Genomic DNA, 23,182 nt, shown 5'->3' on the forward strand with positions numbered 1-23,182 from the left:
GACTTATGAAACATTTTCTGAGGTATTTTTAAGATCAGAATATCAATAAAAAAGTTCAGGAAAACTCCTGAACTTTTTGGTTTTATAAAGAGAAATTTTCATTCATCCATTTAAGTTTATTGAAACTTTTGAGAAACTTTGTTTTGATGGCAATGAATTTTTCCTGTGCCTCAATCATTTTATTTTCTCTTGAATTGATCAGAAAAAGAGAACTTTCACCATTGCTGTATTTTGTTTCTTCTGCAGTCAGAAGCTTTTGATAATTCACCAGGTTATTTTGCGAAAGATTCAACTGGGTATGGTAATTGAAAATTTCGTTTTTATAGGTTTCAATTTTTGTTGTGATTTCTCTTTTCTTGAATTCGGTATCAAGCTTATTTTGTTCGATCTTCATTTTGGCCATTTGGTAGCTGGCTTTGGCTTCTCTCTGGAATACCGGTATTTCGAGCTTTAAACCATATTGGAAATTATGATCAAAAAGGGGAAGATAATCTGCCTGATAATTTTCTTTGTTGAAGAAGTTATAAGTAAAATCAAGCTTTGGAAGAAAGCTCTGCCATTTCAGCCTGCGTTCACTTTCCAGAATCAGATGCTTCTGGTCATAATATTGTACAGACCAATGATGGCCGGTTTCTTTGGTTTTGATCTCTTGCAGAAGAAATTCAAAATCCGAGTAAGCTGTATGATCCGAAAGATGATCTGCCGGATAAACAGGTTGTGAGATTTCGTAAATTTCACGATTTTCTTTCCACAAAAATAGCTGCAGCTGCTGGGTATTTTTGATAAAGTTTAAATATGCTTCTTTCTTCTGAAGCTCAAAGTTCTGAAGTTGTGATTCGGCTTCAACAATATCTATAGCAGCTCTTTCCCCATATTCAAAGGTTTTTTGGATGAGGTTTAAACGGTTTTTGTTAATGGAGACAGCTTTTGTCTGCAGCTGATAAATTTCAAAACTTTGTACCCATTCCCAATAGGTGTTTTCTGCTTCAAGAAGCAGTTCATTGGTGAGAGCAGTCTGCTCAGCTTCTGTCATCTTTAAGGCAAATTTCGCCTGGTCAAGTATCGCTCTTCTTTTATCATACAAAAAATTCTTGGCCAGAGGAACTGTAATCCCCATGCTGTAAAGGCCTCCTTTTGTTTCACTGGAATTGAGTTTTTCCCCGTCAAGATACTGATATCCGGCAGTAAGATCAATCCCGTACCAGGTGGGAATGCCCAGTTCAATATTTTTCTGTCTGTAATACTGTACTCCGCCGATGTTTTTTTCTCCAAGTTTTCCTCCCAGAACCGGATCAAAATTTCCTCTGGCTTTAGTGATCTCAGATTGGGCTATTTTGTTTTGCAGCTGATACTTCAATGCCATAGGATGATAATTTTTTACCACAGCCAGAAATTCCTTCGCTGAAATCATCAGGGAGTCCTGAGCTTTCCCATATTGGAAGACAAACAGGATCAGCATAAGAAGAAGTTTATTTTGTTTTCTCATACTTAACCGTTTGATCATTTTTAACTTCATAATAATCCGGTGGAAAACCATTAATGTTTCTCCACAGTTCATACCAGATAGGAACATCATTAAGAATGGCAATTCCCTGTACACCTCCTCCCATTTTAATTTTAGGAGGCCATCTTTTTTCATTTTTATCCTCTGTCACCAGTGCCTTAAAAAGACCGTTTGCACTGATATTGCTTTCCACAGCCACCACCCTGCCTGCAAATGTTCCGTAACTGGAATTGGGCCATCCGGAGAATACGATAGCAGGAAACCCATCAAAGATGCACATCACCCGCTGTCCTTCTTTTACAAGCGGAAGATCTACAGGTTTTATATAAATCTCAACTGCATAGTCTACTGCTGTGGGAACAATTGTTCCAATATTTTCACCTTCTTTCAGCACTTCACCAATTCCTGTTTTGTTGAGCTGTACCACCTGGCCGTCCTGGGAAGCAATAATGAAATATAAGCCCTGTCTTGCTTTGTAATTCGCCATCTGATTTTCCAGCTTGGCAATTTCACCTTCGCTGCCTTCAATCTGCCCCATATTTTGGAAACGGTCTCCTTCTATTTTACTGAGTTTCTCTGTATAATCCTGAATCACAGAATTCTGCTCAATAGTTGTATTGATAATTTCCTGACGGGTTTGGGCCACTTTATTTTCCAGTGCTGTTTTTTTGGCAGCTGCGTTTTGAAAAGAAATGCTTCTCTGCTGAAACTGAGTAAGAGAAACCAGGCCTTCGTCATACATTTTTTTCTGCCGCGCAAACTGGTCTTCAGAAAGCGCAAGCTCGTTAGTGGCAGCGGTAAGTTCAGCTTCTTCACCGGTAAGTTTATTAGTAAGCTGGCTTATTTTTATCCTGACCTGGTTAAGCTTTAAATCTCTCGCCGAGTGCAGGGCGTCAAGCTGGGATTTCACTGTTCCTGCCTTTGCCTCATAGAAATTTCTTACGCCCTTTTTGGCATTTACCTGCTCCTGTGTTCTCTGTACCAGAAGCGGATCTAAATAATCTTCTTTTATTTCCGAAAGCTGCAGCAAAGTATCTCCTTTTTTTACATAATCTCCGTTTTTAACGTACCATTTGATGATTTTTCCCGGGATAGGAGAGTGAAGCTGCTGTGGGCGCTGCTCCTGATAGAGGGAGGTTACATTTCCTTTTACCTTAATATTCTGTGTCCAGGGAAGAAATAAAGTAATGATACCGCTTATGAGAATAAACAGGAACCATCTTTTGACGCGTGATTTTTTGTGAATATGGTAGATGTTGTCAAAGGACTGTAGTTTCATTTTACTGATTGTTTTGAAGTGTTTTTAATGTTCCTCCTTCCAGATGAAAATGCTGATCGGCATATTGTAACAGGTCTGTATCCTGAGAAACAATAATAATAGTGGTGTTTTCTTTGATTTTCTGTAGGTATGTTATCATTTTGTGCTGATATTCTTCACGGATTCCTGCAAAAGGATTTTCCAGAATGATCAGTTTTTTGTCACCCAGAAGAGCACGAAGGATCAGGATTTTTTTCTTTGAACTGAAGGTGATTTCAGGATCCGTTTCGCTTACCTCTGTAAAGAAACCACTGCTGAACATACTTGAAATATTTTCTAAACCGATATTTTCAGAAAGCTCAAGAATATCTTCGGTATGGCTCCGGCTGCTCCCCAATAAGATATTTTCTTTAACCGTTCCCTGAATGATCTTCATATTTTCAAGATAAAGCCCCACATTATTTCTCCAGTTATTTTTCTCTATATTTTTCAAGGGAATTTTATCGATCAGAATTGTTCCTGAACTGGGCTCGAAAAAGCCTGTGAACATATTGAGCAAAAGCGTTTTTCCTGCTCCCAGTTTTCCTGTTAAGATGTTGAGACTGTTTTCTTTAATTTTGAAATTAAGATCAGAAAGAATAGGAACATTGTCATTAAATGAAAAACTTACATTTTTAAATTCAATTTCTGTCCCCTTTTCCTTTTCTGATAATGTGATTTCTCCGTTCGGTTCCTCTTTAAGCTCAGTGATTTTGGAAAGCTTGGCGAAAGACGCTATCAGATCATAATAGCTTTCAAGGCTTACGATAAGTTTTTCTACTGCAGACATAATGCTTAGAACCACAATTTCTGTAGCGATGAAAGCTCCTATATTCAGTTTCTGATTAATCAGAAGATATGTTCCGATGACCAGCATTGCTAACGTGATGATGACTTTAAAAGCAATAATTGTTTTATACTGAAAAACCAATACTTTAAAATGAGACGTTCTGTGTTTAAGATATTCTGTCACTCTTTCATCGGTTCCTTTTAAATGAGAATCATCTTCAGAATGCATTTTAAACGTTTTCACAGAACCGGCAATATCTTCTATCCATGCTGCTGTATCGTATTTTTTGTTGCTCTCTTCAATGCTGGATTTGATTCCGCTTTCCATGGTATATCTGAAAATAATTACCACAGAAAGAATAACCAGAGCTCCGAACGCTAAAAACCAGAGATGGTAAAATGAAAGCAGAAGAATTCCGAAAACAATCTGTATGAGAGCAGTGGGAATTTCCAGTAATATTTTTGAAATTCCTTTCTGGAGATTCTGAATATCAAAGAACCGGTTGACAAGTTCCGGGAGATAATATTTTCTCGTGTAGGAAAGATCTGCCTTGGGAATTTTGTCTGCAATGGCAATAGAAAATTCCACATATATTTTCTGCTGTATCTTTTCTATAATCTGTATCACTTTTAATCTGAAATACCCGGCAAGCCATGTTCCCATCACAACAAAAAATATGAGGAGATAAATGGAAGTTGTCATAGTGGCTCCCATCACAAAGCTTACAATAGACTGTATTCCTAAAGGTACGCTTAGTAGTACCAAACCATTCAGAATGGCATAGAAATAAATATTGGTAACATCTTTTTTTTCTTTTGTAATATAGCGTATAAGCCTTTTTCCTTGTTCATTAGCTGATATTTCCATTGTTCTTCTATAGTAAAAGGTTAACTGTTTTTTGAGTGATGAATTTTCCTGTGAATATTGCCCGCTGCATCAGTAAATTGTACTTTTTCTGCTGGAAATTGATGATGATAGGGTAACAGCTTTTTTTTGAAAAAAGGCCTTGTATCTGGAGCAGATTTCACCTGAAAAACTTATGTATTATGATCTTTTATTTCCGGGCTTCAAAGATAATAGATGAGATTTGTTAATATTCTTATCTACATTAGAATGCCATTAAAATGTGATTAGAATATGACCACAGGATTGGGTTTTTTTATGATCATTATCATATTATCCATAGATTCGTCGCCTTGAATCTGATAAGATCACAGATAAACTTACTGAATGAGTTAAAAGTTCTATAATTTTCTTTTTAACCTTATTCATTTTTAGTAAATTTGTCAACCTTTAAATATTAAAATAAAATAATAAAAATAATATGAATCTTCACGAGTATCAATCAAAAGAGATTTTATCAAAGTATGGAGTAGCTATCCAACGTGGTTTCGTTGCCAATAACGTAGATGAAGCTGTAGCAGCTGCTGAAAAATTGACTGCTGAAACCGGAGCACAGGCTTGGGTTGTAAAAGCACAGATTCACGCAGGTGGTCGTGGTAAAGGTGGGGGTGTTAAGTTTTCTCCAAACATGGATAAGCTTAAAGAAAACGCTCAGAATATCATCGGAATGCAGTTGGTAACTCCACAAACTTCTGCTGAAGGTAAAAAAGTAAACTCTGTTTTGATTGCAGAAGATGTTTATTATCCTGGAGAATCTGAAACCAGAGAATTCTATGTTTCTATTCTTTTAGACAGAGCTGAAGGAAAAAATACAATCGTATATTCTACTGAAGGAGGTATGGATATTGAGCACGTTGCTGAAGTAACTCCTCATTTGATCCACAACGAACTGATTGACCCAGCTATCGGTCTTCAGGGATTCCAGGCTAGAAAAATTGCTTTCAACCTGGGTCTTGAAGGAAACGCATTCAAAGAATTTGTGAAATTTATTTCTTCTCTATACAATGCGTATACAGGAATTGATGCTTCTCTTTTCGAAATCAATCCGGTATTAAAAACTTCTGATAACAAAATTATCGCTGTAGATGCTAAAGTTACTTTGGATGATAACTCATTGTTCCGTCACAAAGACCTAGCTGAGCTTAGAGATACAAGAGAAGAAGATCCAATGGATGTAGAGGCTGGTGAAGCTGGTCTTAACTTCGTAAAACTAGACGGTAACGTTGCCTGTATGGTAAACGGAGCTGGTCTTGCAATGGCCACTATGGATATCATCAAATTATCTGGTGGTAACCCTGCCAACTTCCTTGACGTAGGTGGTACAGCAGATGCTCAGAGAGTACAGACTGCTTTCGGAATCATCTTAAGAGATCCAAACGTAAAAGCTATTTTGATCAACATCTTCGGAGGTATTGTAAGATGTGACAGAGTTGCTCAGGGTGTTGTAGACGCTTATAAAGCTATGGGCAGCCTTCCAGTTCCGTTGATCGTAAGATTACAGGGAACTAATGCTGTAGAAGCTAAAAAGTTAATTGACGAGTCTGGTCTTCCGGTACATTCTGCCATTACTTTAGAAGAAGCTGCAAACAAAGTAAAAGAAGTTTTAGCATAATCTGAAATTTTAAAATAATATAAAAAACCGCTCCATTTTTTGGAGCGGTTTTTTGTTTTAAAAAGTAAATGAGTTCGTAGATTGAATCTTTTCCCATTTAACTTTTAAATTTTATTTGAAAGCAAAAATGTACGCTGATCAATGATTTATTATTTATCCTGATGGGTTTCAGGTACAATGTTTTCACCGGTTGTAATACTGATGCTTGTAGGAGTCACCAGCTGAACTTTATCCGCATCCAGACGCTCTTTTATACTCAGATAAGCTTTACTTCGTACCTGCGCAAGATTAGCGCCTACTTTGATCCAGAATTTCACCTGTAGGTTAAACGCACCCTGCTTAAGATCTGTAAAGATGACCTCTACAGTATCAAGCTTATCTACGTTATCAAGATTTTTGACCACATCAAGAATTCCTTTCTGTGCTTTTGTAATGTCTTCATCAGCCGGAATTTCAAAATTTAGTATAATCCTGCGCTGTGGGGAAGCGGTAATATTATAAAAAGGAGCGTTGAAAACCACCTGATTGGGAATGTAGGCTTTTTTACCGTCATCAGTAAGAATTTTGGTAGTTAAGAAACCTATTTCCTGTACCGTTCCGGAGTGCGTTCCAATGGTGATATAATCTCCTACTTTGTAAGCTTTGTCAATACCAATAAGCATTCCCGAGAAAATACTTGAAACAAGATCTTTAAGAGCAACCCCGGCAATAACCCCCGCAACTCCTAAGCTTCCGATAAACTTCCATAGAAAACCGCTGAAGCCCATGATTTCAAGAGCAATAAAAGTTCCCATCAGCATAATCAGAAACCTGAAAATACTGATTAAAGTAACTAATGAGCTCTCTTTACGGCTTTTAGGAAAGAATTTATGAAATAGATTTACTGCACCCTTACTTAAATATTTACTGGTAATAAGGAAAAAAGTAAATACTAAAATTCCGACAATCAGTTTCGGTGTAAGCGCAGCGAATGTCACATACCAATTTTCCAATACTTTGTAAACCACGTCTACATACCTGAGTCCCGTTTTCTCCATGAATAAAAAAAATTTAATTAAAGATATAAATTTTCATCAAAAAATTTGCCAGTTCAAAAAAGTCTACTAAATTTGTAGACTATAAAGAAAGAACATTATGTCAATCAAACTAGGAGATACAGCACCCAATTTTCAGGCAGAGTCATCTGTAGGCGACATTAATTTTTATCATTATCTGGGAGATTCCTGGGGAATTCTGTTTTCGCATCCTGCAGATTATACGCCGGTATGCACTACAGAGCTTGGATATACCGCAAAACTGCAGTCTGAATTTGATGCCAGGGGAACCAAAGTAATCGCCTTAAGTGTAGATGGAGTAGAGGATCATCAAAACTGGGTGAAAGACATTGACGAGACTCAAAAAACCCATGTTCAGTTTCCTATTATTGCTGATAAAGACAGAAAAGTTTCAGAGCTGTATGATTTTATTCACCCGAATGCTTCTGTTACTGCTACTGTACGTTCTCTTCTGATTATTGACCCTTCCAAAAAAGTAAGGCTGATTATTACCTATCCGGCCTCCACAGGAAGGAATTTTAACGAAATCCTTAGAGTGCTGGATTCTTTACAGCTGGTAGATGACTATCGTGTGGCTACACCTGTTAACTGGGAAAACGGAGAAGATGTCATTATTCCGCCTACGATCTCCACAGAGGAAGCCAGAGAATTGTTTCCGAAGGGCGTAACGGAGATAAAGCCATATCTAAGATATACGCCTCAACCTAATACATGATTTATTTGATTTTTTATAGTTTAGTTTTAATTTGTACGAAAAGTGCCCCGAAAAGATTTCCGGGGCACTTTATTTTTTTATAAGTATTTCAGTAATTACTTAACGTCGTTGATGATTTGTTTACCTTTAGATGTAGGAAGATAAATCTGGAATCCTAAACCAAAAGTAATTTTGTTGGTATATCCACCGCTACCAAATCCAGCGTTTGCATCATATTTTACTAGACCTTCCAGTCCGATGTTCGGAGTGATGAAGTAAGAGTAACCAGGTCCGAATCCAAAGTTAAGACCATTGGAAGAAGAACCTCCTTTAGAGATAGAAGTACCACCTACACCTAAATTACCTTCGAAGAACCATCTTCCGTGGTGTAACAGGTTATCTACACCCTGTTCTCCAGGATTAAGATAGTAACGTCCTAATGCTCCTACGTTATAGGTGAAAGTAGTAGGTGCATCTTTAGCTCCTTTAAAACCTAAATCTACGTATCCTCCTAATGCAATATTGTCTTCAATGAAATAAGCTCCTTTAGGCTGAATGTTAAAATCATAACCACCTCCTTTGTTTAAACCGAAGTTGGCTCCTGCAAGGTTACCACCTACCATCCAATTACCTTTTTGAATCTGAGCGTTGGCAGTTGCTGTTAAGCCTGCTACGGCTAATATCCCTGTTAAAATAAGTTTTTTCATAATTTATTATTTTAATAATTAAATGTTATTATTCACGAATTATAGAAAAAACAATAAATGTGCCATTCTCTTAATTTTAGGTAATTTTTCTAAATAAACGTTAACATTGTCAGGAAGATATATTTTATTTTTTTAACATATTATGTGAAGATTTCGTAATGATAAAGAGAATAAAACATCGCTTTTGGAATGAAAATGATAATAGCAGGGTCAGATTACTAATGGCCTGTAATTTTCGTTTTTTCTTCAATCAATTGCTGAATACTTTAAATAAATAATAATATCAGCGAAACAATCAGTCCTGCAATCGTAAACCTGATACCACGTTTGAATGCTTTTGTTTTAGGGTTAAACATCCAGAAGCTTGAAATTACAAAAAAGAAGAGAGAAACGCCAAAAAATACGCTCAGAGGTGATATGGCGTCTTTTGACTGGGATTTGTGAAGAGAAACCATTTTATCCAATACAAAAGGCAGTTCTTTTTTGGTATATTTTGCTTTTCCGGTAGCGCTGTCGTACGTTCCCTGTTTAAAATAGAGAATGCTTCCTTCTGTTTTTTCCACTTCAAGACCTTTCATCTTAAGTTCCTTTTTCAGTTCTTTTTCGGTAAGGTTGGCTGCAATGTTTTTTTCATATTTCTTTTCGCTTTTCAGAAAATCTGTGTCTCTGTACACCAAAAGGATTCCGCTTAAAGAATACACGGCCATGATTCCGGCAAGGAAATAGCCAAGATAGCGGTGCGTAACTCTCATGAAACTTCTTGTGTCTTTAATCTTATCCATATCTTATCGTTTTGTTTTTGTTTTTAAATTTCAAAAGTGGAAACTGCAAAAATGCAATCTCCACTTTTTATGAAAGAATGATTATATTAATATTTCTAGAGTCTGTAGGTCAGCGTGAAATAGTAGTTTCTTGGCGTAATAGGATTCACAGAATAGTTTTCGTGAACATTGTAGTTTACGACATCAAACAAGTTGCCCACTCTGCCCTGGATGGAGAATTTGTTCCACTCATAGCCCACAGATACAGAAACGGTAGTGTAATCTTTCAGATCAAACATTCTGCTCACATTGTTTCTGCTTGTGTTGGTAGATTTGGTATCATTCCATCCTGCAATTCTGTCTCCGATGTAGTATACTCCGGCTCCTATTTTCAGCCCTTTTACATAATTTGTAAACTTGTAGAAAACGGAAGCATTTGCAGTGGTGGCTGGTGTTCTTACCAGTCTTTGGTTTTCAACATATCCCTTTTCAGGAGTATCTGTGTACACGGAATTATTATAAGAGAATCCTCCTATAATGGATAGGTTTTCCGTAGGATTTCCGGTAATGTCCAGCTCTACACCACGGCTTCTCATATTTCCTGCAAACTCTTTAAGATTGGCATCTGTAGAATTTACCGGAGCTCCGTTTGGAGTGGAAGCGAACCAATAAGTCTGGTAGTAATTATTGTACATAATCTGGTAAGCCGTCAGATTAACCGCTAAAGCATTGTTCCAGAAATTCTTTTTTACACCGATTTCGTATTGATCAACGGTAGATGGCTTAATGCTTTGTTTTGACAGTGTATTGAGCTGATTTTGAACCTGTGTTACAGACTGATTGGTATTTACTGTTCCAAATTGATCTGAAGTATATCCCGCGTTGGATGCAAACGAATTTGTGTACGTGGCGAACACGGAAAGGTTTTCATTCGGTGCATAAACCAAACCTACTTTTGGAGAAAATGCATTGTCGGATGTTGAAGAATTGGCTACTTCAATTTTATCATTTAATGTAAAACGGGTGGTCAGCGTAGGCATATTTTCTACATAAGACCATCTTAACCCTGCCATAACTTTCAGCTGTTTTGTTATGCTGATAAAATCCTGTGCATATACTCCTATTCTTCTTGTATTGATTCTGTTTCTTGTGTTAAGGGTAGAATTGGGCATACCTACACTTCCCCAGGTTGAAGGATCATCTAAATATAAAAGATTGGTTGGAGCCGTAATATTATAGGCATAAGCATCTGCCTGGTTATAATCTGCATCTGCCCCGATTAAAACTTTATGGTTGATTTTTCCGGTGTTGAATTCACCATTGATGTTGACCTGTGCGGAAGTATAATTTTGCTCGTTGTATGTTCTGCCAAAAGGTCTTTTCCATGATAATCGGTTAGGATTTACGGCTGGATCTTTCGTGTCATAAATCCACTGCACTCTTTCTGAAGAAAAATAATCTTTAGTATAGTTTTGGTAAGAAGCAGTTGCATTTAAAGACCATCTTTCATTAAACTGGTGGTTAAACGTTACGTTGGTAGACGCTTGCTGTACATTTTGATATTGCCAGTCGGTTCCGAAGAATGTGCTTCTGGAAACGCCATCATTCAGTCTGTAGCTTTGATCTCTTTCGGTAATGGATCCAAGACCAAAATCAGGAGTGAAGTTATTTTTAAGATAGTCAGCCTCTACAATTAATTGGGATTTATCACTTAGATTAAATAAAAATGAGGGATTAAAATAGTATTTTTCAGATTGCACCACATCTCTGAAACTTTCGGCATATTCATATGTTCCGTTTACTCTGAATGCGATATTCTTGGATAGTGGTCCGTAAACATCTACCGTTGGTTTGTAAGAGTTCCAGCTCCCGCCATTTAATCCGATGCTCCCGCCAAAATTGAATTTAGGCTTTTTCGTAATCATATTAATAATACCTCCGGCAGCGGTATTTCCGTACAGCATGGCATTGGCTCCCTTTAACACTTCCACTCTTTCAAGACCGCTTACTTCAGGGAAAACTCCACTGTTGATCCTTGCTCCATTCTTGAAGATATTATCATTCCCCAGGATAAAACCACGGCCTCCAAAGCTGTCCTGAGAATTACCTCTGGAAGAAGTAATATACATTCCGTTGATATTCTGAAGAACATCACTCAGCTGTTTGGCCTGCTGCTGCTCAATAATTTCGTGAGTCACAATGGCAATAGGCTGGGGATTCTCCATGACCGTCAGGTTAGATTTTGTTGACAATGGTCTAGCCTGGTTTGGATTTCCGGTTTTATGAAGATTGATATCCTCAATGGTTTGAGTTCTGATGGTATCTGCCTCAGCATTTTTTAACTGAGAACTTGCAGAAACAGCGATGAATAACAGACCTAAAGTAAGTAGTTGTTTTTTCATTTTATTTTTATGTAGAACAGTTTTAAATAAGCGCAAAAGTAAGTATTTGTTTAGAATAGATAAAAATAATTTTATGATTTAAATCATATTTCGATAATAATGGCATGGATTATTTCTATACTTCTTGCTAGCAAAGAAGTATAGAATTTTTTAGGATGGCTAGGGAATGGTAAGATAAATTATATCTTAAGAAAGGAAAAGCATATCTTTGAATTTATGTAAATACAGAGAGTCACTTTTTCTATAGATCCAAAGATTATACTGTTAAGACTATGGTTGAGGTGTTTTAGGCAGTCTTAAATATTGTAGATAATGCAGAAACATTAAATGATGATATAAAAAATTTTGTTATGTAACAAAATTTTATAAATTTGTTATATCAATTTGTTGTCTCAACAAAACAACAAATTAATTAAAAAAACCTCCTAAAGTAGGAGGCTTTTACTAGAACAGATCTTATTACTTCTTCTTGATTAAAGGCTTGATCTCCTTGAAAAGTTGAATAAGAACTACTATAAGTTCCAGAAACGAATTGATATTTTCCATTTTGGAATTTCAAAACAAACTCGAGTTAGCGCTCGAGTTTATTTGTATCTCAAAGTTAATAAAACGTTTGTGATTTTTTTTAAAAAGTTTTCAACATTTATCAAATTTTCCCTTAAATAAAGGGTTTTTCGGATGATATTTTAAAAAATCCTATTTTGGCGTACTTTATCAGTTAAACATTTTTTTTTAATATACTGAGCTTTAGAATTTTATGTTTAAACATCCCTGTTATAAAATAGGATAAAATGGGTATTTGTAGGTGTTTTCAGGTAAATAATAAGAAAAAAATAAAATTTTTTGTATTTATTAGTGTACTAATTAATATATACTTGAAAGAGAAATGGCTAAAAATGTAGAATTTCATCTCTGACTTTATTACAAGCTTTTGATAATATTGAATAGTTTTTATAGATATATTTGTTAAAAATTTTAATATGCAATTGGTAAAAGCAGGGCTTTGCGCCTTTGGAATGAGTGGAAAAGTGTTCCATGCTCCTTTTTTGAAGGAACATCCGGGATTTTACATTTCTGCTGTGGTAGAAAGAAGTAAGGAAGATTCAAAAGAAAAATATCCGGAAGCAACGATTTACCGTTCTGTAGAAGAAATGCTTCAGGATGCAGATATAGAGCTGGTGATCATTAATACTCCGGTTCAGACCCATTATGAATATGCGAAAAAAGCGCTGGAGGCCGGGAAAAATATTATTGTGGAAAAGCCTTTTACGGTAGATGTTTTTGAAGCGGAAGAGCTGGTGCAGTTGGCTGAAGAAAAAGGACTGTTCCTGAGTGTTTATCAAAACAGGAGATTTGACCGTGATTATTTACAGGTTCAAAAGCTGTTAAATGATAAAACAATAGGAAACATTAAAGAAGCAGAGATCCGTTTTGACAGATTCCGTACCACACCAAGTGGAAAACAGCATAAGGAAAGTCCGGAACAGGCAGGTTCAGGTTCACTTCACGATTTGGGAGCCCATCTTGTGGATCAGGCCGTACAATATTTTGGATATCCTGAAAAATTGTTTGCAGACGTATTTTCCATGAAAGGAAAAGAATTTGCCAACGATTATTTTGAAATCCTCCTTTTCTATAAGGATGATCTGAGAGTGAGACTAAAAACATCGGTTTTCAGTAAAGAAGGTCATTATGCTTACACAATTCATGGTGACAGGGGAAGTTTCTTACAGGAAAGAACAGATAATCAGGAAAATGAACTGGTGGCAGGTGCTATCCCTGAATATGGTAGAGAATGGACACAGCCATTACAGGAGCCTGATGGAATTTTAAATTTCCTGAATGAAAATTCCGAAACAGAAAGAATGCTGACTTCCAGTGAAGCAGGAAATTATATGGACTACTACCAGAAGATCTATGAACATATCGTTTTCGGATATGCTTTGCCGTCTCCGGGAAAAGAAATTATTCAGAATATGAAAATCATTGATGCTTCTCTTCAGAGTGCAAAAGAAGAAAGAATTATTCAATTATAACTAATGAGTTATGAATGAGTTCAATGGGTTGGAGAGTTTTAGAGTAAAACTATAAACGAGTTGACGATTTCCCGTCACGACTGCTATCAACCCTAAGCTTTAAACCTTGAACTCATTTTATAATTCATCATTATTAAAGGATCTCCTGAAGTTCCAGCCATCTCATTTCATGGTTCTCCAGTTTTTCTGAAACGGATTCAAGGTCTGCAGAAAGTTTTGCAATCTTTTCATAGTCAGACTCATTGTTGAGCTGATCCAGAATGCTGGAACGCTGATCTTCTAACTCGGGCATTTCTTTTTCAATCGTTTCCAGCTCTCTTTGCTCTTTGAAGGTTAGTTTTCTTTTAGCACCTGAAGATGAATTGTTTTCAGCTGCAGGAGCCGTTTCTCTTACAGGTTCAGGCTTTACTGCTGTATTTTTCTCTAATGCTTCCTCACGGCTTCTTGCTTCTCTGTATTCTGAGAAATTTCCTACAAAATCTCTGATTTTTCCGTCTCCTTCAAAAGCCATAACATGATCTACAATTCTGTCCATGAAATACCTGTCGTGCGAAACGATAATAAGCGATCCCTGGAACTGCTGAAGGAAGTTTTCAAGAACTGTCAGGGTAGGAAGGTCCAGGTCATTCGTAGGCTCATCAAAAATCAGGAAATTAGGATTCTGATATAAAATATACATCAGGTGAAGTCTTCTCTTTTCACCTCCGGAAAGCTTGGAAATAGGAGAGTACTGTGTCTGATCATCAAATAAGAATAACCTCAGGAATTGAGAAGCAGAAAGACTTCGTCCGTTGGCTAAAGGATAAAATTCTGCAATTTCTTTAATGAAATCAATCACGCGTTCATCTTCCTTATAAGTAAGACCTTTCTGGGCAAAATAACCGAAAGATATCGTTTCTCCGGTTTCAATTTCACCCTTGTCAGCCTTTTCAAGCCCTTGAATAATATTAAGCAGGGTAGATTTTCCTGCTCCGTTTTTTCCAATGATTCCCACTTTTTCACCACGCTGAAACTGGTAACTGAAATCTTTTAAAAGAACTTTAGATCCAAAACTTTTATCAATATGTTTCAGCTCAAGAATTTTATTTCCCAAACGCTTCATTTCAAAATCCAGTTCCAGGCCGTCTTTTCTCGTATCGGTTTTAGCTACTTTTTCGGTTTCGTAGAAAGCGTCAATCCTGCTTTTAGATTTCGTAGTTCTGGCTTTCGGCTGTCTTCTCATCCATTCAAGCTCCTTTCTGTAAAGGTTGTTAGCCTTATCAATAGTAGCATTAAGATTCTCCTCCCTGATCATTTTGTTTTCCAGGTAAGTAGCATAGGAACCATTGTGAATATACAGGTTTCTGTCTTCCATTTCCCAGATTATATCGCAGACACTGTCCAGAAAGTATCGGTCGTGGGTTACAAGCAATAAAGTGATTTTTGCTTTATTCAGATAATTTTCAAGCCATTCTACCATATCCACATCCAAATGGTTGGTAGGTTCGTCCATGATAAGGAGGGTGTGTCTGTGTTCAGCTCTTGTTTCTGTTAAAAGTTTTGCCAGTGCCACACGTTTGATCTGTCCTCCGGAAAGGGTTCCCATTTTGGCATCCAGATCCGTAATCTTAAGCTGGGAAAGAATTTGTTTCATTTCGTTTTCCAGATCCCATGCCTTATGGACTTCCATATCGGCTAATGCTTTCTCAATAAAATCATGATCTGTAGAATGAAGTGATTGGTGATAATTCTTAAGCGCAAGTATGGGCTCAGAATCCAGTGTCATCATGAATTCCTCAATGTTCAGTTTGGGATCATAGCTGATTTCCTGGTCAAATAATACAACCTGAATGTCTTTATTAATGATTACAGTTCCGCTGTCTGCAATTTCTTTACCCATTAATATTTTCAGAAGAGTTGATTTTCCACTTCCGTTTTTGGCAACAATAGCAATTTTATCTCCCTCATTGATGTGAAATGTGATGTTTTCGAACAAAACTTTGATGCCGTAAGATTTGGTAAGATTTTCTGCAGAAACGTAATTCATTGGAAATTAATGGTTTGATTTTAATTTTGAATAGAACCGCAAAAGTACGAAAATGTAACCTAAAATTTTCCCGAACCCTTTTAGAAATTGATTATTTATGATTTTTTAATAATCTGTGTTCATTGTCTGAAAAAACTAATCAGTAAATTTGATATTCTAATATGTAACAATATAAAATAACAACACAAAAATCTGATTAAAGTATGAAAAAAGTTATTGTCGATATGGACGGGGTTATGGCGGATGTTTATCATCAGCTGGTACAATTTGAAAAGAGAGATACCGGAAGAGAAATTGAAATCAGTGATTTGGCCGGCAAGTCTGAAATAGAATCTTTTCCCAATGGAAAAAAACACGTGCATGAGGTAGGATTTTTCAGAACCTTACCCGTAATGAAAGGAAGCCGGGAGGCGATGGAATATCTGAATAATAAATACGAACTCTATATCGTATCTGCCGGAATGGAATTTCCCAACAGCTTAAGAGAAAAATACGACTGGCTGAAAGAACATTTTCCGTTCATTACCTGGGAACAAATTGTTCTCTGCGGAAGTAAAAGAATAGTATCCGGTGATGTGATGATTGATGACTATCCTAAAAATCTTGATCATTTTGAAGGACAAAGGCTTATATTCACGCAGCCGCATAATGAATTAATCGAAAATGAAACTTATAAAAGAGTTCATTCCTGGGAAGATGTGATGAGTATTCTTTAAAAACCGGGAGTAGGAAGATGGAGGCGGGAAGCTTTATCAGGAAGCTGATGCAAAGGCTGATTTATGAAGTAAAATTATAACGGTTAGTATCAACTTCCATCTTCCTGCTTCTATTACCCTTTCTTGCCTCTAATCCAGTGTAAGTCTTTTCAAGGACCAGGAGCTGCCATTATAAATATCAAGATCTACTTTGGCATTAATGCCATGTACAATTCCGTTTTCTGTAAACTGCCAGAAATCCCACTGGTCATCAGGTGAAGGAGAAGGCACATCATTATAATTGGCCAGCCATAGCGGATAACCGTCAAACTCGCCTTTCAGAAAGTCCTTGTAATAATGATAATAGGTATAGATGATGGGTTTTTCACCATAAGTGTCCTCTATTATTTTACACCATACTTTCAGATCTTCAAGGAGTTTTTTATTCGTTTTTCGCTTAGGGATTTTTTCAATATCGAGAATCGGAGGAAGATCGCCGCTTTCCAGTTTTACATTTTCCAGAAAATTGTTAGCCTGTATTACAGGATCTTCATCAGCCCTGTAAAAATGATACGCACCACGGATGAGATCATGCTTTTTAGCGCTCTCCCAGAATTCATCAAAATGTTTGTCGGCACTTCGGTTTCCCATAGTAGCACGCATCACTACAAATTCTAGCGGAATGGTCTTGTTTCCTATACTCAGACTGTCCCATCTGATATCTTCCCTGTTCTGATAATGAGAAACATCAAAACCATAGGTTTTATCCAGATTACTGCTGATTATTCTTTGAATTCTTAAGGATTCCTTTTCGCTGTTATGAAGTTTTTTGTGTCTGAATTTATTAAAGTACAACGCATAATAATAGCTTACAGACTGTCTTAGATAAAGCCCTGTTCCTGCCAACGCTACAATTAATATAGCCAATAGTACCCATCTCCGGAAAAAATAGTTCTTCCGTCTTGTTTTATGGATTCGTTTGGCAGTTTTTTTGGTGTACTTTTTAGGTGTCATAAAGTTTTGCAAAACTAACTTTTTTCACTACGAAATGCTAAAATAAAATCAGTAAATTTGTGTATTATGGAAACACGCGAAAAAATCATCATTATTGGAGGAGGATTTGCGGGGCTGCAGCTTGCAAAAACATTAAACAACAAGAATAAAAAGGTCATTGTTCTGGATAAGATGAATCACCATATGTTCCAGCCGCTTTTTTATCAGGTAGCTTCCGGAAGGATAGAGCCTTCCAACATTTCCTTTCCTTTCAGAAAGATTTTTCAGCAGTCCAGAAACACACAGTTCAGAATGACAGAGGTGAGAGAAATAGATCCTGCCAATAACAAAGTCATTACAGACGAAGCCGAATTTACGTATGATAAACTTATCATTGCAACAGGCTGTAAAACTAATTTCTTCGGGAATAAAGAACTGGAAGGTAAGGCATTCGGAATGAAAAATACCCAGGAAGCCATCAGCATCAGAAATCACGTTCTTACAACATTTGAAAAACTGATCATTGAAAAAAGCAGAAGCGACGACGGAAACTGGAATATCGTTATCGTAGGGAGCGGACCTACAGGAGTAGAGCTTGCAGGCGCTTTTGCCGAAATGAAAAAAGATATTCTCCCAAGAGATTATCCCTATATGAATTTCGATCATCTGAAAATTATTCTCGTAAGCTCCACAGAAAAACCGCTTGCCGTAATGAGCAGCGAAGCTCAGGAAAAATCTGAAAAATACCTGAAGGATCTTGGGGTAACTTTTATGAGCGGGGAAGTGGTAACGGAGTATGACGGTGATAAAGTTCATCTGAAAAGCGGAAAAGAAATCCCGTCCAATAATGTCATCTGGGCAGCCGGAGTTACAGGAAATGTGGTAGGAGGTTTTCCGGAAGAAAAATTAGTGAAAAACCGGTATATTGTAGACAGGTACAATAAAATAAAAGGGTACGATAATGTTTATGCCATCGGCGATATTGCCTATATGGAAACACCAAAATATCCGCACGGGCACCCGCAGGTCGCCAATGTAGCCATTAATCAGGCAAAGAATTTAGGTAAAAATCTTCTGAAGAAAACCCGGCAGGAATGGAAAGAATACGAATACGATGATAAAGGTTCCCTGGCAACTATTGGAAAGCACAGAGCTGTTGTAGATCTGCCATTTATAAAATTTCAGGGATTTTTGGCGTGGTATTTCTGGATGTTTCTCCATTTAATGCTAATTTTGAGCGTTAGAAATAAGCTGGCCATATTTTTTAACTGGATGTGGAGCTATATCAACAAAGATTCTTCTTTAAGATTAATTATTATACCTACTAAGAAAAACGGAACATTACAATGAGAATTGACATAATAAGCGTACTTCCGGAATTGATGGAGAGTCCGTTTCAGGCTTCTATTTTAAAAAGAGCAATGGATAAAGGACTGGCAGAAGTACATTTTCATCAGCTGAGAGACTGGGCTATCAATAAGCACAGACAGATTGATGATGAACCCTACGGAGGCGGAGCAGGAATGGTAATGATGATTGAGCCGCTGGATAAATGCATCTCAGAGCTTAAGTCCCAAAGAAATTATGACGAGGTAATCTACCTGACACCGGATGGTGTTACTTTGAACCAGAAAATAGCCAATACACTTTCTATAAAGCAGAATCTTATTTTCCTTTGCGGGCACTATAAAGGAATAGACCAAAGAGTAAGAGATCTTCATATTACAAAAGAAATCTCCATTGGAGATTACGTTCTTACAGGAGGAGAGCTGGCCGCCTGTGTTCTTGCAGATTCTGTAATAAGACTGCTTCCCGGAGTTTTGAACGATGAGCAGAGTGCACTCACAGACAGCTTCCAGGACGATCTTCTATCCCCACCCATTTATACAAGACCGGAAAGTTATAAAGGATTAGATGTTCCCAAAATCTTACTGAGCGGTAACTTTGGTAAGATTGAAGAGTGGCGTCATGATGAGGCTGTGCGTATCACCAGGGAAAAACGCCCGGATTTATTGAAATAAAATACAGAAACATTCCCTATTCTTTTTTATCGATATTATTCCATTTATTATGCAGGCAAATGGAATAATATTTGTTATATATTTGAGAAATATTAAAAAATATTAATATTTACCATTTTTTATGAAAAAATTATTTGATAATCGGGGATTTGATGTATTGTCTCAATTTTGATTAATATAGTAAAAGTCCCTAATTGTTGAAAAATTAGTTTATTATATATGGTTTCATTAGTATTTTTATTATATTTGAACTGTTTTTTAACAGGAATTGATTTTCTTTTGTAAGATGAATCAATAGTATTTGAAAAAAAAATAATAAATTTACACCCTTAAAGAAAAAAGAACATATATAAATTAAAGTAAAGAAATTAATGTAGATGGAGCTGTTCTCTTTTTATAATGTTGAAAATTTATTTTTACCCGATCCGAAACCTGTCCACAAATTAGATCCTACCCGGTCAGGATTGAGGAATTGGGATGAAAAGAGATATAGAAACAAGCTTTTTAAAATCTCACACGTATTTCAGCTGATGAAGGAAGATAATGGCGTTTTGCCATTTATGATTGGTTTGTCTGAAGTTTCCGGAAGAAAAGTTCTGGAAGATCTCGTGGAGATGGAACCTTTTAATTCTGAATATGGAATTGTGCATTACAATTCTATGGACGAAAGAAAGGTAGATGTAGCCATGTTATATGATAAAAATAAAGTAGAGGTTATAGATTCTGAGACCATTACTTTCTTTTTTGAAATAATAAACAAAAACACAGGAAATTACGACACAACTAGGGACGTACTTTTTTCAAAAATAAAATATAAAGGGGAAATTATTAATGTCTTTATCGCCCATCTTCCCTCTAAGCGAGAAAAAGATATTAACAAACCCAAGAGAACCTTTATAATGAATGAAATCCGGGAACGGATTATGAAAATTGTAAATGCAGATCAAGAGCATGTCATATTGTGTGGTGATTTCAACGAAAACCCGGATGATGAAGATTTAGTACAGATTCTCTATGACAATAACCATGAGAAGGTTTTAGCGAACCCTTTTCAGCAATTGTTTTCTACAAGAAATTATTCTACTTTTCATTATAAATCTGGACTGCTGTATGATCAGATCATTATGTCAAGATCACTGCTTGATAATAAAACGCTGGCTTTTCAGGATGCACATGTATTCAATTCTGAGAAAATCCGCAGCAGAACCAGGAATTTTGAAGGACGACCTTTCCGAACATATGCTGGTACACGGTATTTAGGAGGATATAGTGATCACTTTCCGGTTTTTGTAAAATTTAAAAGTTTACAGTAAAAAAACATAAATAATAAAAAAAGTAGAAAATGAAAAATTCGAGCAACACAAGCTACCATTTGGATTCTATTGACAAAGAAATCATCTACATGTTGATGGACAATGCTAAAACCTCTTTAGCCCACATTTCAAAAAATGTCGGAATTTCCACTACTGCAGTGCATCAAAGAATCAAAAAACTCGAACATGCGGGAGTTATTGAAAATTCAATATCATTTCTTAATCCTAAAAAGATAGGATATAAGGTGATTTCCTACATCGGCGTATTTCTGGATCAGCCAAGCCATTATCCGGAAGTAGTAAAATCTTTACATGATATCAATGAAGTAGTGGAGGCCCACTATACTACAGGAAACTATACCATTTTCCTAAAGGTTCTCTGTAAAGATAATGACCATCTGATGCAGATTCTTAATAAACTTCAGAAGCTGAAAGGTGTAACCAGAACAGAAACTTTTATATCTTTGGAACAAGGTATTTACAGACAATTGAAAGTATAACGATATGAACATAGCCCAATATTTGGATTCAACCTACCTCAAGACACCAGAACAATCAGGTATTTCCCATGAAGAAACGCTGCAGAAAGATATAAAACTTGCTCAGGAAGCAATAGATAAAGGTATTTTTGCAGTGATGATTCGTCCAGATTATGTATCTGAGGTCAAAAAATATATTCAGGAAAAAAATTCAAATGTTGCAGTAGGAACTGTAATAGGCTTTCACGAAGGAACCTATTCTATTGAGGAAAAGCTTGCAGAAGCATCAAAAGCAATAGAAGACGGTGCTGATGAATTGGATTTTGTTATCAATTATACAGCTTATCTGAAAGGAGATCTGCAGCTGGTAAAAGAAGAATTTGTAAAATGCACGAAATTATCTCTTGAGCATCACAAAACAGCGAAGTGGATTATTGAAATTGCCGCTTTGACGAATGAGCAAATTGCAGATCTTACCAAAAGTATTTCTACCTGGGCAGAAGAGAATTTCTCCGAAACAGATTTGTCAAAAATCTTTGTTAAATCTTCCACCGGTTTCTATGAAACTACAGATGGAAAACCTAATGGGGCAACTTTTGAAGGAATCGCTATCATGCTTGACAATGCAGGGAAACTTCCTGTGAAAGCAGCCGGCGGAGTGAAAACTCCTGAAGATGCCGCCAAAATGATCAGCATGGGAGTAAAAAGAATCGGAACCTCCTCAGCACTGGCACTGATTGAAAACGAATCTTCATCAGAAGGATATTAATCAACTTGTAAAATCATAAAAAAACCATCAGTTTTACTGATGGTTTTTATTTTATAGCTGTGCCTGATATTCTTCGTAAAACTGTTGGGTTTCCTGGATCAGGCTGTTCATTTCTTCCAAAGTGAAAACCTCCAGGAATTTTTTTCTGAACTCTTTAAAGTGAGGAATTCCTCTGAAATAATTACTGTAGTGCTGTCTCATTTCTACCAATCCTAACCTTTCACCTTTCCATTCCACACTCCATTCCGCATGCTGGCGAACAGCCAGTAAACGGTCTGATATGGTAGGCTCCGGTAAATGCTCTCCTGTTGTAAAGAAATGCTTGATTTCGTTAAAGATCCATGGATAGCCAATAGCAGCACGTCCTATCATAATTCCGTCGCAGGCATATTTTTGTTTGTAGGCCAGCGCTTTTTCAGCAGAATCTATATCACCATTTCCAAAAATGGGAATCTCAATATTAGGATTTTGTTTAATTCTTGAAATATGTTCCCAGTCTGCTTCACCCTTATACATCTGAGCACGGGTTCTGGCATGGATGGTTAAAGCTTTGATTCCTGTTTCCTGCAGTCGTTCAGCTACTTCATCAATATTGATTGTATGGCTGTCCCAGCCTAAACGGGTTTTAACCGTTACAGGCAGATGAGTAGAGCTTACCACGGCTTTTGTAAGACGAACCATCAGGTCGATATCTTTCAACACACCTGCTCCGGCTCCTTTGCAGACAACTTTTTTTACAGGGCATCCGAAATTGATATCTACCAGATCCGGATTCACTGTTTCAACAATTCTTGCAGACATGGCCATTGCTTCCTCGTCTCCACCGAAAATCTGTATCCCTACCGGTCTCTCATAATCGAAAATATCCAGCTTTTTACGGCTTTTAATAGCGTCACGAATCAACCCCTCGGAAGAAATAAATTCCGAATACATTAAATCTGCACCATGCATTTTACACAAACGTCTGAACGGAGGATCACTTACATCTTCCATCGGAGCCAGCAAAAGCGGAAATTCCGGCAGTTCTATGTTGCCTATTCTTATCATGGTGCAAATTTACGAAATTTTGAAAAAACAATATTTTATAAATTTAAATAGGTTGCTGCTTTACCTGTACAGATTTAT

At 36.7% G+C, this 23,182-nt stretch carries 19 protein-coding genes; 9 read left to right on the forward strand and 10 right to left on the reverse strand.

Translation table 11 applies throughout. The features are described 5' to 3' along the window. Window positions 1-82: 82 nt before the first annotated feature. The 3 genes from BLW74_RS01750 to BLW74_RS01760 are packed head-to-tail and all read right to left on the reverse strand — an operon-like array spanning window position 83 to window position 4,458. Window positions 83-1,486, reverse strand: coding sequence for a TolC family protein (locus tag BLW74_RS01750; RefSeq protein WP_167358361.1), 1,404 nt, complete (start codon window positions 1,484-1,486; stop codon window positions 83-85). After that, complete coding sequence (locus tag BLW74_RS01755; protein WP_089689744.1) at window positions 1,470-2,783, reverse strand: HlyD family secretion protein; 1,314 nt, start codon at window positions 2,781-2,783, stop codon at window positions 1,470-1,472. The genes BLW74_RS01750 and BLW74_RS01755 overlap by 17 nt, the downstream gene beginning before the upstream one ends. A 1-nt stretch (window position 2,784) precedes the next feature. Beyond that, complete coding sequence (locus BLW74_RS01760; RefSeq protein ID WP_089689745.1) at window positions 2,785-4,458, reverse strand: peptidase domain-containing ABC transporter; 1,674 nt, start codon at window positions 4,456-4,458, stop codon at window positions 2,785-2,787. Between the two features lie 457 nt (window positions 4,459-4,915). Here BLW74_RS01760 and sucC point away from each other — a divergent pair, with 457 nt between their 5' ends. Then, a complete protein-coding gene (sucC, locus tag BLW74_RS01765; RefSeq protein ID WP_089689746.1) occupies window positions 4,916-6,106 on the forward strand; it encodes an ADP-forming succinate--CoA ligase subunit beta in 1,191 nt (396 codons plus the stop codon). Window positions 6,107-6,255: 149 nt separating this feature from the next. On the opposite strand, the gene BLW74_RS01770 is transcribed toward sucC, so the two are convergent. Next, window positions 6,256-7,143 carry a mechanosensitive ion channel family protein gene (locus BLW74_RS01770; protein WP_089689747.1) on the reverse strand — a complete coding sequence of 296 codons (888 nt, stop codon included), beginning with the start codon at window positions 7,141-7,143 and terminating at the stop codon, window positions 6,256-6,258. A gap of 97 nt (window positions 7,144-7,240) precedes the next feature. Here BLW74_RS01770 and BLW74_RS01775 point away from each other — a divergent pair, with 97 nt between their 5' ends. Beyond that, complete coding sequence (locus BLW74_RS01775) at window positions 7,241-7,876, forward strand: peroxiredoxin (protein ID WP_089689748.1); 636 nt, start codon at window positions 7,241-7,243, stop codon at window positions 7,874-7,876. Window positions 7,877-7,971: 95 nt separating this feature from the next. On the opposite strand, the gene BLW74_RS01780 is transcribed toward BLW74_RS01775, so the two are convergent. From BLW74_RS01780 to BLW74_RS01790, 3 genes are all read right to left on the reverse strand, one after another. Next, window positions 7,972-8,562, reverse strand: coding sequence for an outer membrane beta-barrel protein (locus BLW74_RS01780; RefSeq protein ID WP_089689749.1), 591 nt, complete (start codon window positions 8,560-8,562; stop codon window positions 7,972-7,974). Between the two features lie 266 nt (window positions 8,563-8,828). Beyond that, window positions 8,829-9,344, reverse strand: coding sequence for a hypothetical protein (locus BLW74_RS01785; RefSeq protein ID WP_089689750.1), 516 nt, complete (start codon window positions 9,342-9,344; stop codon window positions 8,829-8,831). Window positions 9,345-9,439: 95 nt separating this feature from the next. Next, window positions 9,440-11,725, reverse strand: coding sequence for a TonB-dependent siderophore receptor (locus BLW74_RS01790; RefSeq protein WP_089689751.1), 2,286 nt, complete (start codon window positions 11,723-11,725; stop codon window positions 9,440-9,442). Window positions 11,726-12,705: 980 nt separating this feature from the next. Here BLW74_RS01790 and BLW74_RS01795 point away from each other — a divergent pair. Further along, a complete protein-coding gene (locus BLW74_RS01795; protein WP_089689752.1) occupies window positions 12,706-13,761 on the forward strand; it encodes a Gfo/Idh/MocA family oxidoreductase in 1,056 nt (351 codons plus the stop codon). Between the two features lie 133 nt (window positions 13,762-13,894). On the opposite strand, the gene BLW74_RS01800 is transcribed toward BLW74_RS01795, so the two are convergent. Further along, on the reverse strand, window positions 13,895-15,787 hold the full coding sequence (locus BLW74_RS01800) for an ABC-F family ATP-binding cassette domain-containing protein (protein ID WP_089689753.1): 1,893 nt from the start codon (window positions 15,785-15,787) through the stop codon (window positions 13,895-13,897). Between the two features lie 203 nt (window positions 15,788-15,990). Here BLW74_RS01800 and BLW74_RS01805 point away from each other — a divergent pair, with 203 nt between their 5' ends. Beyond that, complete coding sequence (locus BLW74_RS01805) at window positions 15,991-16,503, forward strand: 5' nucleotidase, NT5C type (RefSeq protein WP_089689754.1); 513 nt, start codon at window positions 15,991-15,993, stop codon at window positions 16,501-16,503. 129 nt (window positions 16,504-16,632) lie between these two features. Here BLW74_RS01805 and BLW74_RS01810 read toward each other — a convergent pair whose 3' ends face one another. Then, window positions 16,633-17,496 (reverse strand): glycoside hydrolase family 25 protein, encoded by an 864-nt coding sequence (locus tag BLW74_RS01810; protein ID WP_089689755.1) that lies wholly within the window; start codon window positions 17,494-17,496, stop codon window positions 16,633-16,635. 66 nt (window positions 17,497-17,562) lie between these two features. Between BLW74_RS01810 and BLW74_RS01815 the strand changes: the two genes are divergently transcribed. The 5 genes from BLW74_RS01815 (at window position 17,563) to deoC (ending at window position 22,057) form a co-directional block, all read left to right on the forward strand. Further along, on the forward strand, window positions 17,563-18,825 hold the full coding sequence (locus tag BLW74_RS01815; protein ID WP_089689756.1) for an NAD(P)/FAD-dependent oxidoreductase: 1,263 nt from the start codon (window positions 17,563-17,565) through the stop codon (window positions 18,823-18,825). Further along, window positions 18,822-19,496: a tRNA (guanosine(37)-N1)-methyltransferase TrmD gene (gene trmD, locus BLW74_RS01820; protein ID WP_089689757.1), complete on the forward strand. Its 675-nt coding sequence runs from the start codon at window positions 18,822-18,824 to the stop codon at window positions 19,494-19,496. The genes BLW74_RS01815 and trmD overlap by 4 nt, the downstream gene beginning before the upstream one ends. Window positions 19,497-19,873: 377 nt before the next feature. Beyond that, window positions 19,874-20,809: an endonuclease/exonuclease/phosphatase family protein gene (locus BLW74_RS01825; RefSeq protein ID WP_089689758.1), complete on the forward strand. Its 936-nt coding sequence runs from the start codon at window positions 19,874-19,876 to the stop codon at window positions 20,807-20,809. 29 nt (window positions 20,810-20,838) lie between these two features. Next, window positions 20,839-21,309, forward strand: a complete 471-nt coding sequence (locus BLW74_RS01830) for an Lrp/AsnC ligand binding domain-containing protein (protein ID WP_047379047.1) — start codon at window positions 20,839-20,841, stop codon at window positions 21,307-21,309. 4 nt (window positions 21,310-21,313) lie between these two features. Next, a complete protein-coding gene (gene deoC, locus BLW74_RS01835; protein WP_089689759.1) occupies window positions 21,314-22,057 on the forward strand; it encodes a deoxyribose-phosphate aldolase in 744 nt (247 codons plus the stop codon). 51 nt (window positions 22,058-22,108) lie between these two features. On the opposite strand, the gene dusB is transcribed toward deoC, so the two are convergent. Continuing rightward, entirely contained in the window at window positions 22,109-23,104 is a 996-nt protein-coding gene (dusB, locus tag BLW74_RS01840) for a tRNA dihydrouridine synthase DusB (protein ID WP_089689760.1), read from the reverse strand. Between the last annotated feature and the right edge of the window lie 78 nt (window positions 23,105-23,182).

Origin of the sequence: Chryseobacterium culicis (assembly GCF_900108365.1) — a bacterium.
Lineage (GTDB): Bacteria > Bacteroidota > Bacteroidia > Flavobacteriales > Weeksellaceae > Chryseobacterium > Chryseobacterium culicis.

What these genes read in the sequence shown, in the direction of transcription:
- BLW74_RS01750 (WP_167358361.1), bottom strand. Translation starts at nt 1,486, where the DNA reads ATGAGAAAACAAAATAAACTTCTTCTTATGCTGATCCTGTTTGTCTTC.
- BLW74_RS01755 (WP_089689744.1), bottom strand. Translation starts at nt 2,783, where the DNA reads ATGAAACTACAGTCCTTTGACAACATCTACCATATTCACAAAAAATCA.
- BLW74_RS01760 (WP_089689745.1), bottom strand. Translation starts at nt 4,458, where the DNA reads ATGGAAATATCAGCTAATGAACAAGGAAAAAGGCTTATACGCTATATT.
- sucC (WP_089689746.1), top strand. Translation starts at nt 4,916, where the DNA reads ATGAATCTTCACGAGTATCAATCAAAAGAGATTTTATCAAAGTATGGA.
- BLW74_RS01770 (WP_089689747.1), bottom strand. Translation starts at nt 7,143, where the DNA reads ATGGAGAAAACGGGACTCAGGTATGTAGACGTGGTTTACAAAGTATTG.
- BLW74_RS01775 (WP_089689748.1), top strand. Translation starts at nt 7,241, where the DNA reads ATGTCAATCAAACTAGGAGATACAGCACCCAATTTTCAGGCAGAGTCA.
- BLW74_RS01780 (WP_089689749.1), bottom strand. Translation starts at nt 8,562, where the DNA reads ATGAAAAAACTTATTTTAACAGGGATATTAGCCGTAGCAGGCTTAACA.
- BLW74_RS01785 (WP_089689750.1), bottom strand. Translation starts at nt 9,344, where the DNA reads ATGGATAAGATTAAAGACACAAGAAGTTTCATGAGAGTTACGCACCGC.
- BLW74_RS01790 (WP_089689751.1), bottom strand. Translation starts at nt 11,725, where the DNA reads ATGAAAAAACAACTACTTACTTTAGGTCTGTTATTCATCGCTGTTTCT.
- BLW74_RS01795 (WP_089689752.1), top strand. Translation starts at nt 12,706, where the DNA reads ATGCAATTGGTAAAAGCAGGGCTTTGCGCCTTTGGAATGAGTGGAAAA.
- BLW74_RS01800 (WP_089689753.1), bottom strand. Translation starts at nt 15,787, where the DNA reads ATGAATTACGTTTCTGCAGAAAATCTTACCAAATCTTACGGCATCAAA.
- BLW74_RS01805 (WP_089689754.1), top strand. Translation starts at nt 15,991, where the DNA reads ATGAAAAAAGTTATTGTCGATATGGACGGGGTTATGGCGGATGTTTAT.
- BLW74_RS01810 (WP_089689755.1), bottom strand. Translation starts at nt 17,496, where the DNA reads ATGACACCTAAAAAGTACACCAAAAAAACTGCCAAACGAATCCATAAA.
- BLW74_RS01815 (WP_089689756.1), top strand. Translation starts at nt 17,563, where the DNA reads ATGGAAACACGCGAAAAAATCATCATTATTGGAGGAGGATTTGCGGGG.
- trmD (WP_089689757.1), top strand. Translation starts at nt 18,822, where the DNA reads ATGAGAATTGACATAATAAGCGTACTTCCGGAATTGATGGAGAGTCCG.
- BLW74_RS01825 (WP_089689758.1), top strand. Translation starts at nt 19,874, where the DNA reads ATGGAGCTGTTCTCTTTTTATAATGTTGAAAATTTATTTTTACCCGAT.
- BLW74_RS01830 (WP_047379047.1), top strand. Translation starts at nt 20,839, where the DNA reads ATGAAAAATTCGAGCAACACAAGCTACCATTTGGATTCTATTGACAAA.
- deoC (WP_089689759.1), top strand. Translation starts at nt 21,314, where the DNA reads ATGAACATAGCCCAATATTTGGATTCAACCTACCTCAAGACACCAGAA.
- dusB (WP_089689760.1), bottom strand. Translation starts at nt 23,104, where the DNA reads ATGATAAGAATAGGCAACATAGAACTGCCGGAATTTCCGCTTTTGCTG.